Origin of the sequence: Tardisphaera saccharovorans (assembly GCF_046635845.1) — an archaeon.
Lineage (GTDB): Archaea > Thermoproteota > Thermoprotei_A > Marsarchaeales > UBA168 > UBA168.
On record NZ_JAQQXN010000001.1, the window covers coordinates 295,404 to 311,552 of the forward strand.

The following is a 16,149-nucleotide window of genomic DNA, read 5'->3' on the forward strand; positions in this document are numbered from 1 at the left end:
AAATGCCTGTCACTTACAGCGTTGAGGGCGAGAGGCTTCTCATCATAAGAAATCCGTATTCCGAGTTCTCTTTTTGGACTGCCTTCGAAGAATTCCAACAGGGGCTTTGGAGACCTAAGCTTCACTACAGCTACGAGGGCTACACGTCCATGTATAACGGCAGGAGCTGGAAGCTTTTGGCGGGTCTTGCCTTTTCCCCAGGTGGAAGTCTGCGCTCCGCGGAATTCGATCACCTGTCGGCGAGCTTGAGCTTCGATGGTGGTTACCTTCGCCTGGAGATGACCACGGCCAGCCCAGACTTAAAGGTGGAGGGCGCCGTAGAGAAAATAGTGCCTATAATTGAGCTCAGGGACGTTTACGGCGATGAGGTAAAGCCCACCACGAGGCGGACTGATGAAGGTGTTCTGGTGGAGGCCGGCCCCGCGAAATTTCTCGTAAAGCATAATGGCAAATTCGAGCCTCTTGATCAAGAGTTAAGTGTCGTTTACGACAGGGGTTCAGGCTTTAGGACAGGTAAACCACCGTCGCCCGTTAAGGAGAGCAAACGCGCGCACGTGCTATTCGGGCTGAGCTTTCAGGACAACGCTGAGCTGGTCGTGCACCCACTCTTCTCTTTCGTCCGGCCCAAGATATCGCAGTGGGACCTTGACTTGGTTGAAGCTTTTCCCGAGTTCCGGGTTACCCCATGGGGTAGGTTGTTAATTGGAAGGGCTGAGTCAGCAGCTCTCTTCGGCGTGGGATGTGGGAGCGCATCCCTTCCGGATGCAGGGGCATGGTGGTTTAGGCAGGTTTGGTCGAGAGATCTCTACCAGGGATTGTTATTTAACTTGAGGGCCTTTCACAGGATCCCAAGGCTTAGGGAGGTCCTTTGGCTGGCAGCTGAGACCGGCTTTGGGGCCATAGGCTACGACGGAGGGATCCCAGACAGGCTTTGTCCCCTTGAGGGATCCTCAGCCTCCGATGCCCTTCCGCTTTTCCTGATGTACGTTTCCTCCTTGCTTTCGCTCGATTGGAAGGAGGCCTACGCGTCCGCTTTGTCCAGCGTCGCCGATTACGCCCTTGCGTGCCTCCCCGCTCTCTCAAAGCTATCCACGACAGGTATGATCGAAAGCAATGCGGCCTCCTCGTGGTGGGACTCGAGGGTCTGGGTTAACGGACGCCTTAGGGCAACGAGGCTACCGGAAGGATGGGAAGACAGGGATTACGTTTTGCCGGAAGTGAACGCGCTGTACGCGGTGGCGTTTAGCGGAGTCGCGCAGGTCGCCGAAAAGCTGGGAAATGACGGAGGAAAGCTGAGGGAAGCCTCTTCCACCATCGTCAAGTCGATGGCAAAGCTCAGCAAGGGATACTTGCCCATGATTTACGACGCCCTCGAAGGAAGAGCGGACTACACTCCATCGTCGACTGCCATAATGGCACATGCCCTTCTCTCAAGGTTGGGGGCCTTCAAGGAGGACGCCCTCCTTGATGGTGTCGTAAACAAGCTCATGGTGAAAAAGAGGATAGTTAGCATCGAGGGATACGCGGGGCAATGGCTGCCCTTCGGGGTGCTTGTCAGGCCCTTTCCGGGTCCTTACCTTGGGGACGCGGAGTACCACGGTGCCGTCGTTTGGCCCAGGGAAACGCCTTACCTGCTTGAAGTCCTTTCAGAGCTTGGAAAGAGTGATGTGATTAAGGATATCCTTATCTCGAACCTTGATGCGACGGCATCGGACGGTGCCTTGCTCTACGTTCCAGAGCTCTACAGCTTGGATGGCGATGAGTTGGTGCCCGTAAAGAACCCCGCGCAGTTTTGGTCTAACTGGGTTGATCCTTACCTCGCCTATCTGGATGTGATGCGCGGTTGATCGGACACCATGGATCGACCCCGTCCTCAGTTAGCAACGATCTGGCAGGACATCCTCCTTGGCATGAGTTAACGTAGGGGCACTTGGCGCAGCGCTCTGGAAGCCAGTTCCTGTAAAGAGAGAACCCATTTCTCCAGATTTCTGCTAGGGAATCTCTTAACGCGTTCCCCTCCTTGAACGCGTCATTCATCAAGAGGTCGCACCCATAAACGTCCCCCTTCCAGTTGATAGCGATGTGCGTTCTACCCGCAGGGCACGTGAAATACCCCTTTATTGAACTGGCCTCTGCGGCTGCTCTCTCAAATTCGTCTCTGTTGAGGTAGAACCTGAAGCCGTTTAAGGTGACGTGAGGCGCTTGCTCGGCAACGGACCTTAAGGCTGAGAGAAACTTCTCCCCTCCTTTCTCTTTCGAGAGCGATAACCCCTGTTTTCTTGCGCGACCGAACGGCTGAACTGCGATGAAATTTACTTCCTTGGCCCCGAGGTCATTTGCTAGATAAATCATTTCAGCAGCGCTTTTGTTCAAGTCCGTTACCGTGGTCGAGATGGAGATGCTTATGCCGGTTGACGCTGCAATTCTCGCTCCTGCAAGCACCAGATCAAAACGTCCTCTTAGCTCGTTATTTTCCTGGGCCTGGGGAGAGTCAAGGCTTATCTGCATGGCGTCTAAACCCGAGTTTTTCAGTTCCCTGGCGTTGTTTTCGTTTAACAGCAGGCCGTTTGTGCTTAGGGCCACGTAGAAACCATCATCTTTTGCTCTCCTAATTATCCTCGTTATTCCCCTTACGAGCAACGGCTCGCCGCCCAATAGGTAAACGACCTTTACTCCCAGCCCCTTCAGATTATCCAACACTTGCATCCACTGGTCTGTCTGGAGTTCGTCGGGCGCACGCTTTCCCGCGTTCACGTAGCACGTCTTGCAGTCCAAATTGCATGCTCTTGTCAGGTAAAGCGAGGCATCGAGGGGCTGGCTCAGGGTGAGGTGCTGAAGCTCGGGGCCACCCTGAATCGGCAAAATGTGGGTCATGGGCGAGGCCGGGCATTCCGTGAGAAACGTTCTTAGGTACGATTCCACGTGGATTTCCTGTCGTGGCGTAAAAGCTCGTCGAGTTGACCTTAAGATTTCGGCGGCCTCGGTAGCGCTCGGAAGCAGATTCAGCGTGGTGAGAAAAAAGACGTTGCGCTGGAATTCGTTAATGCATCGTTTTTTACATGGGAGCTAATAATGGTCAAAACGCTTAATAACTAAGGCATCAAAATATTGAGACATTTGCCCAGGGTCTCGAAGGAAAAATCGTTTGAGCTGGACAGGGAAATAGCGGAAGCGCTCAAGGGGAAAGATAGGATAAATTTGTCCAGAATAGCGGATGAGGTTAACATAAGCCTGTCCGCGCTTCATGATAGGGTAAAAAGCCTTGAGGAAAGGGGCATAATACTGGGTTACACAGCGGTCCTTGAGAAGGAGAAGCTTGGTTTTGGGGCAGCGGCCATACTGATGCTCAACGTGAACTCAGAAAAAGGTGTTGAGAACATAGCGAAGCAGATAGCCTCAATACCGGAGATAGAAGACGTTTACGAGGTCAGCGGCGAGCCAGATCTAGTCGCCACCGTGTGGGCACCATCTCTCGAGGAGCTCAGGGAGTTCATAAACGAGAGGATATCCAAAATTGATGGCGTTGAGGACGTTAATCCCCTGATGCTTCTAAGGGTTTACAAGAAGGCTGGTTTTTCCATAAGGCGATAACGCTTATATACTGCTATTCGATATCGATTTAGCGATAGCTTTTGAAATCCGTGACGGAGGCGTTACCTTATGGATGATGATGTGTCTAAGAGAAACGTCGTCCTATTGTTCGTTTCAAGAGCTCTCAGGAGCTTTGCAGCTGGCTTTATGGGTGTCATCATAGGCCTTTATCTACTTCACGTGATGGGCATGAGTCCCGTTGTCATAGGCGCATTGTTCGCGGTTGGTGCCATATCAACTCCGGCCATGTCGCTGGCCGTGGGCAGGCTAGGAGACGTTTACGGGAGGAAGATAGTGCTCATCCTCGATATGCTTGCACTTCCGCTGGGCATCGCTATATTGCTGACTTCCAAGAACCTATACCTTCTTGGGCTATCCATGGCCATAGGTGGCTTTGGAATGGCCGGGGGGCTCGTGGGGGGTGGCGTGGGCGCATCTGTGGCCCCGGTGCTGACGGCGTTGCTCGCCGAGAATACCGATGAAAAGAACAGGACAAAGGTTTACTCTTTGAACAGCCAGATCAACACTTTTGCTGGGGCCGCAGGGGCGGCCATAATCTCTTTTATGAACTATAGGCAGTTGTTCGAGTTTGGTCTTGTGCTCAGCCTGCTTTCCGTTCTCGTGGTGCTTCCGCTGAAAGAGCGGTTCAGCAGGCCCATTCAAGGTCAAGCCAGGACGGCGCAGCTTAGCGAAAGCGACAAGAAGTTCATAAAGATATTTGCGTACACGGGGTTGCTTAACGGTGCGGGCATGGGGCTCATAAGTCCTTTCCTTCCCATAATATTTAACCAGTTCTTTGGAATGACCAATTCTCAGATAGGGTTCCTCATGAGCGCCGGAGGGATAATCAGTGGTATCGCTTTTTCGTTTACTCCATACTTGGCGAGGCGCATGGGCCTTGTCAACCTCATAGTCGTCACGAGGGGACTAGCTTCTGCGCTTACTTTTATGATACCGTTCTCACCGTCCTCGGTCTTGGCCTCAGCTTTCTATCTAATTTCAACGCCCATTAGGATGGTCTCGATTCCCGCGCAATCTTCTCTGCAGATGAGCCTGATAGGAGAGGGTAGCAGGTCAACAGCTAGCGGGCTAAACCAGGCTGCTAGACAATTCCCTCAGGCGGTTTCCACGCTTGTGGCTGGTGTTCTCATAAGCATCATGCCGCTTTACGTCCCATTTGCCCTGGCCACCGCATTCAACTACACAAACGTTTACCTGTACGAAAGGTTCTTCTCGAAGTTGCCAGGGGCGAAGAGGGCAGTATAGGCAGCGCTAGCGGGGATCAGGTAAGGTTATAACCGCTTGTGTAACGAAATATCGTGATAAGGGCTTCGATTTACTACGATAAGGGCACCATAGTCATAGCAGGGGGATTTCCGGTGCCCTACGCAAGCTCCGATCCCAGAGGGGAGCGGCAAAGGGCTCAGGCCATGTACTACAGGGATACGCTGGAGTATCTTCGTAGGAGCGAGGCAGAAGTCGAAGATCACGTGATGGACCCAATACCGCTTCCTCTGGTTACCGCTCGCACGAAGCTGAGGTCCTATCAGGAGCAGGCACTTAGGAGGTGGATTGATGCCGGTAAGAGGGGCGTTGTGGTGTTGCCTACTGGAGCTGGAAAGACTCTCGTTGCCGTTAAGGCCATTGAGACAATAGGGCTCTCGGCACTTGTCGTAGTTCCTACCCTTGACCTCATGCTACAGTGGAAGGGGGTGCTGGAACAAGAGCTGGGACTTCAGGTCGGAGCCATAGGAGGAGAATACGACGACTTAAGGGCAGTAACCGTGATAACTTACGACTCAGCCTACCTAAGGGCCAGCGAACTGGGTAACAAGTTCTTCCTTTTGATTTTTGACGAGTGCCACCACCTGCCATCGGAGGGTTACAGGCAGATAGCAGAGATGTTCGCGTCCCCTTACAGGTTGGGTCTCACGGCAACGCCGGAAAGGGAGGATGGTCTGGAGAAGCTGTTGCCAACCCTAATAGGTGGGATAGTTTACAGGCTCTCTCCAGATAGCTTAGCTGGAAAATACCTCTCGGATTACGAGATCACAAGGGTGACCGTGAACCTTACCCCAGAGGAGAGGGAAAACTACGAGAGAAATGAGGCCATATTCAGAAGCTATCTCAAAAAGAAAAGGATATATTCATGGGGCCCTAACGCTTTCCTTAGGCTCATAATGCTTAGCAACTCAGACAAGGAGGCTAGGGAAGCCCTTCTCGCCAGGAACAGGGCCATGCAGATCGCTTTCAACAGCGAGGCTAAGCTAAAGGCCTTAGAGCAGATACTTCGCGATAATCCCGAAGACAAGGTCATAATATTCACTCAGTACAACGACCTGGTTTACGAAATCTCAAGGAGATTTCTTATCCCTTTCATTACATACAAGACCGGCGACGAGGAAAGGGATGCCGTACTCAAGGGCTTTAAGGAGGGCACTTACAAGGCCATAGTCGCTTCGAAGGTCCTTGATGAGGGAGTCGACGTGCCCGAAGCATCGCTTGGAGTCATATTGAGCGGTAGCGGTAGCAGGAGGGAGTTCGTACAGAGGTTGGGAAGGCTTTTGCGCAAGAGGGAGGGCAAGGTGGCCAGACTCATAGAAATAGTCTCGGGCGGGACGAGCGAGGTCAGGGTAAGCGCCAGACGCAAGAGGGCTGATGGTACACGCGATTGGAGCCAGGAGGAGGGGATTTGAGCTGTTCCAGAGTTCCTTGGTAAGAGCTAGCGTCCTTGGAGGTAAGATATATCCAAAGTTCATGAAGCTTGAGGGGCATGACGTCGAGGTTGCTCAAGCCATAATAGATACCTACTCTTCAATGGTCGGCATGAGGAAGGGGATGCTTGATGAGGCGCTCAGAGAACTTGAGGCCGGCCGGGACTATAAGCTCATAAGGGGCCTGTCCGCTCTGCTCGACCGCAGGTGCCGGTTTTCAAGCACCGCGACGCTCGATCCCGTCAAGACCAGGGCCATGGTCTTCGCCATGGCTTCAGGAAGGTACCTCGAGAGGGAAACGGTGATGGCAGAGGCCGCCCAGCGCCTTGGCGTAACGGTGCAGGAACTCGAGGAAAGCCTTTGGTCGGACTTGGAGGAGAACGTGGTGCTTATTGACTTTCAGCAAATAGATGCGGCATCGCTCGTGAAGCAGTACAACCTCTCTCTGGCTCAAACTCTTTTGCTCAGGTCTGCCTCCATGACCTTCTCGGTTTCGGATCACTGGAAGGAGATATTCAGGGCGATAAAGTGGTTAGGGCTGATGTATTTCGCGGAGTCTCGGGGGCAAATCATGAGCGTCGAGGTTATGGGACCCCTTTCCCTCACTAAGCTTACCGATAGGTACGGATCTTCCATGGCTAAATTGTTCGAGCAAATAGCGCGTTGCAACTCGTGGAACGTGAGTGCCGACGTCGTTTCCCCGAACAAGCAGCGGATGTACAAGCTGGAGCTCAGCTCCGAAAGGCACGGGAGCCTTTTGTACTCGGAGGCTTGGAGCGAAAACCCGTTTGACAGCGAGGCCGAGAGAAGGTTCTATGAAGACTTTGTATCGGTTAACACGGGATGGGAGATCGTCAGGGAGCCCGCGCCCGTAAAGGTCGGGTCGCACGTCTTCATACCCGATTTTGGCCTGAGCAAGTATGGCCATACGGTCTATCTTGAAATAGTGGGCTTCTGGACACCCTCTTACCTGAAGGCAAAGCAGGAAAAGCTCCGCGAGGCGCGCGACTTGGACATGATAATCGCGGTCGATGAGGAACTTGGACCCGTTGTTCTCAGCGGTGATCACGTGATAAAGTTCAAAAATAGGGTTCCTGTAGACGAGGTGGTGCGTTACCTGAAGGCAAGGGAAAGGGGGCTTCTACAGGCCACGGTTAAGGAGGCTAGCCTTAGGGTCAGGCCTTGGGGCGACGTGGTAAAGCTCGACGAGCTTGCAGAAAGGAACGGGCTTCCCGCTGAGGTACTGATGGAAGTCATAACGAAAGATGGGATAGCCGGTTACAGGGTTTTGGGCGAGGAGATCGTGAGGGAGGAATTCATAAAGCAGCTTGAAGGCGAGCTCGGTGACCTCGATGGTAGGCCTTACCTTGAGGTTGAGGCATTTCTCGACAAGAAGGGGATCAAGAGTTGCGACGCGTTTTTGAGGGCGCTGGGCTACAAGGTCGTGTGGCGGTCGCTGGATCCCGGTGACGCGAGGGTACTGAGGAGAACATGACGCATTGAGAAGGACTTCGCATAGGTATAAATAACGCGGCTCGTTTAGTTCATGCAGGCGCTAGTTTTGGCAGGGGGAAAGGGGCTAAGGCTCAGACCCCTAACCGAGAACGTACCTAAGTGCCTGGTAGACGTCGGTGGAAAGCCCATATTAATGCACATATTTGGCTGGTTCGCCAAGCACGGCATTGATGAGGTCGTGCTTGCCGTGGGTTACAAGCACGAGGCGGTTAGCGACTTCCTTAGGGTCCACGGTGATGAGATACCCATGCGCGTCGCATTGTCCGTTGAGGATACTCCTCTGGGAACTGGTGGGGGAATAAAAAACGCGGCGCGGAGAGGCCTCATAAAGGGGGATTTCGTTGTTGTAAACGGTGACGTGATAACTGACGCTGATCTCTCATATATGATCAAGGTGTTTTATGAGAAAAAAGCTCAGGGAGTAAAGGCGGTTATGGCGCTGCGCAAAGAAAGGAGCCCTTACGGCGTGGCTCTTGTGGACGGAAATTTGATCATACATTCGTTTGAGGAGAAGCCCGAGCTTCAGGATGTATGGATAAATGCGGGTATATACGTTATGGCAAGCGACGTCGTCAACATGCTCCCGGACTCTGGGGACATCGAAAAGTGCCTGTTTCCGAAGCTAGCTTGGGAGCATAAGCTGGCTGGCATCAAGATAAACGGATACTGGAGAAGTGTGGACTCCTTAAAGGACATAGAAGAGGTCAATGGCGAGCTCAAGCGGGCTGAGAGCTGAGCTCTTCTTCGCGTACCCTTAAAAAAGATAGCAAATGCTCAAGGATTCCCCGGGTTCCGGCAGGGACTATTTGCTCTATGAGCTTTGCATCGCTCTCGTCAAGCGGCCTTAGTTCTCTCATCATCAGCAGCCAGACGGCGGCCCCGAGAAGGACGTAAACGGGTATGAAGATGACTGATCTAAGTGCGATCTCGCATCCCATTACGATCGCCCCCATGCCCAGCGATGAAAGCCATGACTTCCAAGCGGCCGTGGCGTCAAATCCAAATACGCCTGCCCTCGCGGCGTAATACGCCATTACCCCAAAGTATGCCACTGATGACGACGAAAGCCCAAGCGCGGCCCCCTCTATGCCGAGAGGTCCTATGAGGGCAGCAGATATGGCGACGTTCGCAGCAAGGGATGCGGCGGATCCCACGAGGATCTTGTGAGATTTTCCTTGCGCCAAAAGCGCGTTCGCGTATATGCCGCCGGGGAGCGATATCGCCGATAGGATCAGCACGGTGGCCAGCGGTACCGTGCCCGCCGTGTACTCACCTGTCCCGAAAAGCGAAAGGACCGGATAAGCGATCACGCTGGCCCCGATTGCAAGGGGAACGAACGCCACGGTCATGTACTTGACCGTCAGCCTTACCACGAGCTTCATGCGCTTGGCGTCGTTCCGGCCAAACAACCCGGAAAGGTAGGGATAGGTAACGCTGAGCGCGGCTGAGAGAAGCGATGTTATCACCCCAGAGGAGGATATGGCTATGTTGTAAATGCCTAAGGAGCTTAGGGTGCTGAGGAAAAGGACCACGTACCTATCTATTAGGCTTGAGCCGTACGACACTATGTTAGAGGCATAAAGCGGAATCCCGTATCTTATCATGGGCTTTACCTCGATCCTTCTCGCCCTTCCCTTGAGGTACGGTACCGAAAGGGCAGCGAAAGCCATCAAGAACGCGAGGTTTGTGGCCGTCCAGGCGATTATGACGCCGGTGAGAGATCTCATCTTCCAAAGCGTGATTAGGGCAAGCATGTAATAGCAGGTGAAGTAAACCGAATTTATCATGGAGTATAGCCTGAACTTCTGATGGGCAACGAGCAGGCCCGAGAAGAAGGCAGACAGCAAGCCAAAAAACACCGAAAACGAGAAGTAGCGAAGAAGAAAGGCCTGATTCTCGCTCTTTAAGAAGTAGTAAGACAGCGGCCCCGCTAGGAAGTATATGAATGCAAAGACCGCCATGGATATGGCAAGACCAGCCGCCACTAGCAACCTAGCCACGAACACCGAGGCCTCTTTTTCTCCCCTGGCTTCATACATAGGTATGTAGCGCTGGACAACCGAAGGTACCGAAAAGGTGAGCAAAGTGGATGCCAAGCTCGAAAGCAGGTAAAGCGATGACACCTCGCCAACAAAGGACGGTGACGTGACCTTGGTGGCGTAGTACCAGAAAACGAAGCCGGAAAGCGCCGTTATGATGCTCTGGCCGTAAAGGAAAGCGGAACTGTGGGCGACATGCCTAGCTGCAGCGTCACCGTATATGTCGCCCGAGCTCAACTTACGTTTTAAGGTTAGGTTGTAATAAACGTTTTTAATTTTTCTGAGGACGTAATCGCTAAGGGATGCGCCTTCGCACGTTGGTACAAGCGCGCAAATGATTTAAGCTCCTTACGCGTCGAGACCAGCGAGCTTCTTTGCCGTGTTCACTGCGGCATCGAGCATATCCTCAGTCAGCCTGCCAGTGTTTGTGTTCTGCCTGCTTGGGTGATAGGAGCAGACGATCTTTCCCTGAGGTGATTCGAATATCTTGCCATGCGCGAACTTTTGTCTCTTCATTCCCACGGCATCTGCCAGGCCGTTAAGGGCTATGGATCCCAGAGCCAAAAAAGCCCTTGGCTTTACAAGCCTTATCTCCTCTATCAGGTATGGCCTGCAGTTGGCTATTTCTTGAGGCGTTGGCTTGTTGGCGGGAGGAGCGCACCTTACCACGGCGGTCACGTAAACACCCTTGAGCTCAAGCCCATCGTCAGCGCGCTCGCTTGTGGGCTTGTTTGCAAGCCCTGCCTTGTAAAGCGCTCTCATAAGCCATGCGCCTGAGCTGTCGCCGGTGAACATCCTTCCAGTCCTATTTCCTCCATGGGCAGCTGGCGCGAGCCCCACTATCATAAGGCTTGCGTTCTTATCCCCAAAGCCGGGCAAGGGCTTTCCCCAGTACGTCCAACTTGCAAACTCCCTCTTCTTGGTTTTGGCAACCTCTTCTCTGTAAGCGACAAGCCTTGGGCATAGTCTACAGCTTATTATTTGGTCGTTGAGCTTTTTCCACTCGCTGTCTACTTTCGCCACTTTTTTTCACCCGTTCAACTAGCCTGGAGATGCCTTGCTGAAGCTCGATAGTAGGCAGCCATTGTAGGTTTTCGTAAGCAAAGCGCGGATCAGGCCTGTGACTTGAGGGCTTTGCCTTTTCCTGTGATATCTTCGAACTTGAGCCAAGCATCTTCCTTGCCGTCTTCAACAGTTCCTCCCTGCCAATCTTTTGACCCATGAAGTCCACGGCGCGCCCCGGCATTTCGCTTCCCTCGTATTGCATCAACTTCATTAACCCACTTACCGCATCCCCTACGTGTACGGGAAATACCTCGTCCCCTTCAACGGATAGGTCTTCGCCTGCTAGCATCGACTTAAGCGCCTCGTAAAGCCAGCCGTAGCTTGACCCATAAACGCAGTAAAACCTTGCCACCCTGACGTCGACGCCCTTCTCCCGAGCATAGGAAGCGGATAGAGCTTCTATGAAGGCGATCGAGCTCGCGGCTGCGGAGGCCATTTCCCCTTTCCCGCAGATCATCGCGTAGTCTATGCCTATCACGGACCGAGCGCGCTTCACGTATGCTAGTCTGAGAACGTTAAGCGTCCCCAGCGAGTTTTTCAGCATGGCCTCTACCGGATGCAACTCGTCGCAGTCCAAGTCAAGGTGGTATATCTGGTCTATCTTTGAATCAACGTGATGAAGGTTCAGTATGTCCTCCTGCACGATGATGCCTTGACCAGCACGGAGCCCAGACCTCGGGCCCACGAGAAACAGCTCATGTCCTTGCGTGCGGAGGGAGTCTATCAGGCTTTGGGCCAAGGGATGGGATGCGCCGGTGACCAGAACCTTCATGATTACCCATCGGGCGACGCTTTTTATGGCTGTCCCGGCTTTCGTCCCACTTTTCCTCAAAGCTTCACCTCTTCGATCTCACCCAAAGTCCTGTCGATGATCTCTTCGTAGTTGACCTTTTGTTCAAGAGCTAAAACCTCTTCTTTAGATGGATTCAAGGAGGGGTGCAGGGAGACCATAGAGCAGCAGTCCCGATACGGTTTTATGCTTAGTTCGTAGGTCCCGATTTCCTTGGCCTTTTCTATTATCTCTTCCTTATCGTAAGTTATGAGTGGTCTCAACACCAGGGAGTCCGTGGCGTTATCGATAAGCTTCAAGTTGTTCATGACCTGTGACGCCACTTGGCTTAAGCTGTCTCCCGTGACCAGCGCATCGTAACCTTCACTCTCCAAAACTCTTGAAGCCACCCTCATCATGAAGCGCCTGAACAGCACGAGGTGATACTTTTCTGGGTAGTTCAAGAAGTAGACGTAAAAGTAGTGGTAAGGCGCCAGCAGAACTTTGATGGAGGGCTCGAACCTACTTAGCCGTCTCGCGAGCTCCTCTATCTTAGTCCCTTTTACCTGAGATGCGTTTGGAAAGGCGTGAAAGTGTATTAGGTCAGTACGGCATCCCCTCTTCATGGCAAGGAACGATGCCACCGGCGAATCAATACCGCCAGAGAACAGTGAAAGGACCTTGCCAGAAGAGCCCACAGGAAGCCCGCCAATTCCCTCGTATTTCAGCCAGTAAACTAAGGACCTGTCCTCAAGTACCTCGACGTTAACGGTTAGGGAGGGATTTGATAGCTGAACCTTGACCTTGGGATATCTTTCAATTAGGACCTTTCCAAGCTTTGCTTGGATTTCCATGGAGTTCATGGGGAAGCGCTTGTCCGTCCTTCTTGCCGTAACCCTGAACGAAGGCACGCTACCTAAGTTCACGATCTCTGGCACTTCCTTGAATAGCACATCGTTATCCACGAGATACGCTGGCGCGTAGTTCTTTATACCTATGACTTCGCGAAGCCGCTCTTTGGTCTCCTCCTCACTTCCCCGTGGTGGCCTTATTATTATGCGCCCCTGTAGCCTTTCAACCTTGTAGTCCTGCCCAAGCTTCTGCCTTATATTATTTGCCAAAAGCGACTCGAAGTAGCCCCTGTTTTTCCCCTTGAGCGCAAGCTCAGCGTAATGGACCACGTAAACTTGTTCCGCCATGGGATTCTACTCGTTGTCGTCTTTAGCTTTTGCGAGCGGTAAACTACCTCGTCCTTGCGGGCGGGACTTCGGGTAGCGCTGCGCGCCTTCATCTTTTTTGCTTGCGTGCCTCCTATGCCTCTGACAGCATCCCTCGTTAAGGCATGGGCTACTCGTGGCGTTGAGGTCGCGATCACGCGCTTGTGCTACCGGGGCGCCTTTGAGAAACATCCCAAAACATCTTTGTGCCAACTTATGCCCTTTTCTTTTTCTTGCCCTAACGGACAGGGATCTCCAGCGATGAAGTTGAAAGTCTTAGGGTCTAGGTTCTTAAGTTACCTCTTTCGACCGCTGCGCATGGTTGAAGCTCTTTAGGCCGTATGAGATGTAGATGTCTTCTATTGCTTTATCGAAAAACTAAGTGCGCTTAGCTAATGCATATCCTCAAGTTCTGGCGCTTTGAAGAGCCTATCCGGTCTCCAGGTATTCCTTAAGTGCTTGGGCGCTGTTTCTCTCTCTATCTTTGGCCGAGAAAAGCAGCGTCAGAGTGCCCCGCCTTGCCCATTCCCTCAGCTCCTCGATTTTCGGGTTTCCTTTAAGCTCTTCCCAGTACTTTAGCTTGAACTCTTCCCATTTTGTCGGGTCGTGCGCGAACCACATGCGAAGCTCGCTGCTTGGTGCGACCTCTTTTTCCCAAGAGTCAATTTTCAGATCCTCCCTCTTCATGCCCCTGGGCCAAAGTCTTTCTACTAGAACCCTTTTACCGTCGCTGGGAGAAGCGGGTTCGTAGACGCGTTTTACTCTTATATCCATATGTAATGACGTGAATTGCTTTTATGCGTTTTACCTTAGGAGAAGCTGCGAACTACCGAGACCTAAAGCATGGGATACTTTGCTAAAGGTATTTTTCGCTCGCCCAGCCCCGTTAGAGTTAAATGTCGTTTGGCAAACTTATGTATGATATATGACTTTGGTCACGCCGCAATAACCACGCCGAACCTTCACCAGATGAGGGATTTTTACGAAAAACTCGGGCTGAAGTACTCGTTCACGCTTAACGATGAAAAAGGTAACGAGTGGATCATCTATATGAGGCTCGGTAGCACCTTCCTAGAGCTCATAAGGGCGGGGGGAACCCACAAGGGCGAGGGTTATGGTTTTGCCCACTTGTGCTTTTTGGTAGATGACATGTACAAGACTGTTGAGGATCTGGAAAAAAAGGGAATTAAGACAACAGAGCCAAAGATGGGGTTAGACGGCAACATACAGTGCTGGGTTAAAGATCCTGAGGGGAACGACATAGAGCTGATGCAAATATTACCTGGTTCTCCTCAGGCCAAGGCCGTAAAGGGGGTTTCAGGCTATTAGCAAATATTACGGTGTTATCTCCAGAATATGAAAAAATTTTTCGGATAGGACGGAAATATTTATATACTCTTGGTTATTGATCTCGGTGACGGTTTTGGCTGGGAGATTCAAAAGAGAGCTGGGTCTATTCCAGCTCACCATGTTCGGTATAGGGGCCATCCTAGGAGCGGGATGGCTCTTCGCGCCAGCCAAAGCCGCGGCAATAGCGGGTCCATCCGAAGTTTATGCTTGGCTCATAGCGGGACTCATGCTCATGCTCGTTGCGCTAGTTTACGCCGAGCTGGGTTCGTCTTTCCCGACTGCGGGAGGAGTGGCGAAGTACTCGGACTACTCTCATGGACCGCTTCTTGGGTTTATAACCGGGTGGAGCATATTCCTTGCCGGAGTTAGCTATTCGGCGCTTGAAGCTGTGGCATCCGCACAAGCTCTCTCTTTCCTATACTCACCGCTGGCCTCCTCCAGCGGAAGTAGCCTGTCCCCGCTGGGAGTTGCGGTTGCCTTCGTCTTTTTGGTGCTGTTCTTCTCGCTCAATCTCGCAGGGGTGAGAAAGGTAGGGGGTTTTCTGTCAATTTTAACTCTGCTTAAGTTTCTAGTTCCCATTATGGTTTTGTCTTTTGTGTTCGCCTTTCGGTTTAGCCCGGCCCCAATAAGCTCTGCAACGCTAACGCCCTCCAGTTTCGGCGGGGTGTTAATGGCCATATCGGCTGGTGGCATCATATCTACGTACAGTGGCTTCAGGCAGCCGATCGACATGGCGGCTGAGGCGAAGAACCCCAAGAAAGACGTTCCCAGAGCCGTTATCCTCTCAACATCGATTTCCATAGCGCTTTACACGCTTCTTGGTGTTGCTTTTCTAATGGCCGTCAACTGGCACGCGCTTGGCATTCCTACCGGCAACTGGAAAGCGCTTCTGGCGCTTCATTCTTCGCCCTTTATAGATGCGGCGGCCTCGCTGGGTGCGATTTGGCTCGTTGTTTTCATGCTGCTTGACTCCGTTTACTCCCCCATGGGTGAGTCCGGAGTTTACTTCACGACATCATCAAGGATAAGCTTCGCCATGGCCGAGCAGGGATATTTCCCGAAGATATTTGCAGAACTTAACGACGAAGGAGTACCGGCAAAGGCTCTTTTGCTAGGTCTAGCCCTGAGTGCGCTTTTCATAATACCTTTTCCGAGCTGGTATCAGATGGTAGAGGTGGCATCTGGCCTTACGGTGATAACGTATTCCATGGGTCCAGTGTCCTCAGCGATATTGGGGGCTTTCAGCAGCGATGGCTTCAGGTTGCCCGTTGGAAGGATCGTTAGACCGGCGGCATTTATCGTTACCACTTTTCTCGTGTACTGGTTTGGGTGGCCATACACGCTTTACGTTATAGGGCTTGCCCTGCTTGGAATTCCCATTTACGCCATTTATGCGAGAAAGCTGGGGACGATATATGAAAGCGCGAAAGCCGCCCTTTGGTACTTCGGATACCTGGCGATGCTCTTGGTGTTTTCTTACTTAGGTAGCCATGCCTTTGGAGGTATTGGGTTTATCAGAGAGCCTTTCGACCTGGTCGGCGTTATGGCGGCAGCCCTAATGTTCTACTACGCTGGGGTCAAGAGCGCCTCTCCTCACATCCCTCCCTTGTTGCTTGCGTCCAGCGTTCAAAGTGACGAAAAAGAGCGCAACCGCTTGAAGTTGCTAGTTAGGGCAGTCGCAAGGCGAAGGTCGCGTTCCCCCTGCCCATAGGGACTTATGGTCTTCGGCTTTTTATCGCCTACTGCCCGCGACCAAGGTGAATACGCGATACGGCTTTAAAGCCAATCGCGATAGGCCCTCAAGCTCGGGATACACTTGCCCAGAGGACCGCACAATCGCCGTACCATCATAAAGACATATTAACGGAGCCTGTGTCATAGATGAACCA

General features: G+C 52.4%; 14 protein-coding genes. 8 read left to right on the plus strand and 6 right to left on the minus strand.

The window, feature by feature from the left end; genetic code table 11:
- Positions 1-2: 2 nt before the first annotated feature.
- A complete protein-coding gene (locus tag PRZ02_RS01560; RefSeq protein ID WP_449464096.1) occupies positions 3-1,847 on the plus strand; it encodes a hypothetical protein in 1,845 nt (614 codons plus the stop codon).
- Here the strand turns inward: PRZ02_RS01560 and PRZ02_RS01565 are convergent.
- Positions 1,798-2,922, minus strand: a complete 1,125-nt coding sequence (locus PRZ02_RS01565) for a radical SAM/SPASM domain-containing protein (RefSeq protein WP_449464097.1) — start codon at positions 2,920-2,922, stop codon at positions 1,798-1,800. The genes PRZ02_RS01560 and PRZ02_RS01565 overlap by 50 nt on opposite strands.
- A gap of 195 nt (positions 2,923-3,117) precedes the next feature.
- Between PRZ02_RS01565 and PRZ02_RS01570 the strand changes: the two genes are divergently transcribed.
- The 5 genes from PRZ02_RS01570 (at position 3,118) to PRZ02_RS01590 (ending at position 8,556) form a co-directional block, all read left to right on the plus strand.
- The gene (locus tag PRZ02_RS01570; protein WP_449464098.1) at positions 3,118-3,591 is read left to right on the plus strand and encodes an Lrp/AsnC family transcriptional regulator; all 474 of its coding nucleotides are present in this window, start codon (positions 3,118-3,120) and stop codon (positions 3,589-3,591) included.
- A gap of 69 nt (positions 3,592-3,660) precedes the next feature.
- Positions 3,661-4,857, plus strand: coding sequence for an MFS transporter (locus tag PRZ02_RS01575; RefSeq protein ID WP_449464099.1), 1,197 nt, complete (start codon positions 3,661-3,663; stop codon positions 4,855-4,857).
- Positions 4,858-4,913: 56 nt separating this feature from the next.
- Positions 4,914-6,287, plus strand: a complete 1,374-nt coding sequence (locus PRZ02_RS01580) for a DEAD/DEAH box helicase family protein (RefSeq protein WP_449464424.1) — start codon at positions 4,914-4,916, stop codon at positions 6,285-6,287.
- Positions 6,250-7,800, plus strand: coding sequence for a DUF790 family protein (locus PRZ02_RS01585; protein ID WP_449464100.1), 1,551 nt, complete (start codon positions 6,250-6,252; stop codon positions 7,798-7,800). The genes PRZ02_RS01580 and PRZ02_RS01585 overlap by 38 nt, the downstream gene beginning before the upstream one ends.
- A gap of 51 nt (positions 7,801-7,851) precedes the next feature.
- Positions 7,852-8,556, plus strand: a complete 705-nt coding sequence (locus PRZ02_RS01590) for a nucleotidyltransferase family protein (RefSeq protein WP_449464101.1) — start codon at positions 7,852-7,854, stop codon at positions 8,554-8,556.
- Here PRZ02_RS01590 and PRZ02_RS01595 read toward each other — a convergent pair.
- From PRZ02_RS01595 to PRZ02_RS01615, 5 genes are all read right to left on the minus strand, one after another.
- Positions 8,537-10,096 carry an oligosaccharide flippase family protein gene (locus tag PRZ02_RS01595; RefSeq protein WP_449464102.1) on the minus strand — a complete coding sequence of 520 codons (1,560 nt, stop codon included), beginning with the start codon at positions 10,094-10,096 and terminating at the stop codon, positions 8,537-8,539. The genes PRZ02_RS01590 and PRZ02_RS01595 overlap by 20 nt on opposite strands.
- Positions 10,097-10,207: 111 nt before the next feature.
- Entirely contained in the window at positions 10,208-10,882 is a 675-nt protein-coding gene (locus tag PRZ02_RS01600; RefSeq protein ID WP_449464103.1) for a uracil-DNA glycosylase, read from the minus strand.
- Positions 10,827-11,696, minus strand: coding sequence for a hypothetical protein (locus PRZ02_RS01605; RefSeq protein ID WP_449464104.1), 870 nt, complete (start codon positions 11,694-11,696; stop codon positions 10,827-10,829). The genes PRZ02_RS01600 and PRZ02_RS01605 overlap by 56 nt, the downstream gene beginning before the upstream one ends.
- A 56-nt stretch (positions 11,697-11,752) precedes the next feature.
- Positions 11,753-12,892: a tRNA uracil 4-sulfurtransferase ThiI gene (gene thiI / locus PRZ02_RS01610; RefSeq protein ID WP_449464105.1), complete on the minus strand. Its 1,140-nt coding sequence runs from the start codon at positions 12,890-12,892 to the stop codon at positions 11,753-11,755.
- A 447-nt stretch (positions 12,893-13,339) separates the two neighbouring features.
- A complete protein-coding gene (locus PRZ02_RS01615) occupies positions 13,340-13,684 on the minus strand; it encodes a DUF488 domain-containing protein (RefSeq protein ID WP_449464106.1) in 345 nt (114 codons plus the stop codon).
- Positions 13,685-13,828: 144 nt separating this feature from the next.
- Between PRZ02_RS01615 and PRZ02_RS01620 the strand changes: the two genes are divergently transcribed.
- Together PRZ02_RS01620 and PRZ02_RS01625 are read left to right on the plus strand one after the other, a co-directional pair.
- The gene (locus tag PRZ02_RS01620; RefSeq protein WP_449464107.1) at positions 13,829-14,239 is read left to right on the plus strand and encodes a VOC family protein; all 411 of its coding nucleotides are present in this window, start codon (positions 13,829-13,831) and stop codon (positions 14,237-14,239) included.
- An 85-nt stretch (positions 14,240-14,324) separates the two neighbouring features.
- Positions 14,325-15,971, plus strand: a complete 1,647-nt coding sequence (locus tag PRZ02_RS01625; protein ID WP_449464108.1) for an APC family permease — start codon at positions 14,325-14,327, stop codon at positions 15,969-15,971.
- Positions 15,972-16,149 lie beyond the last annotated feature (178 nt).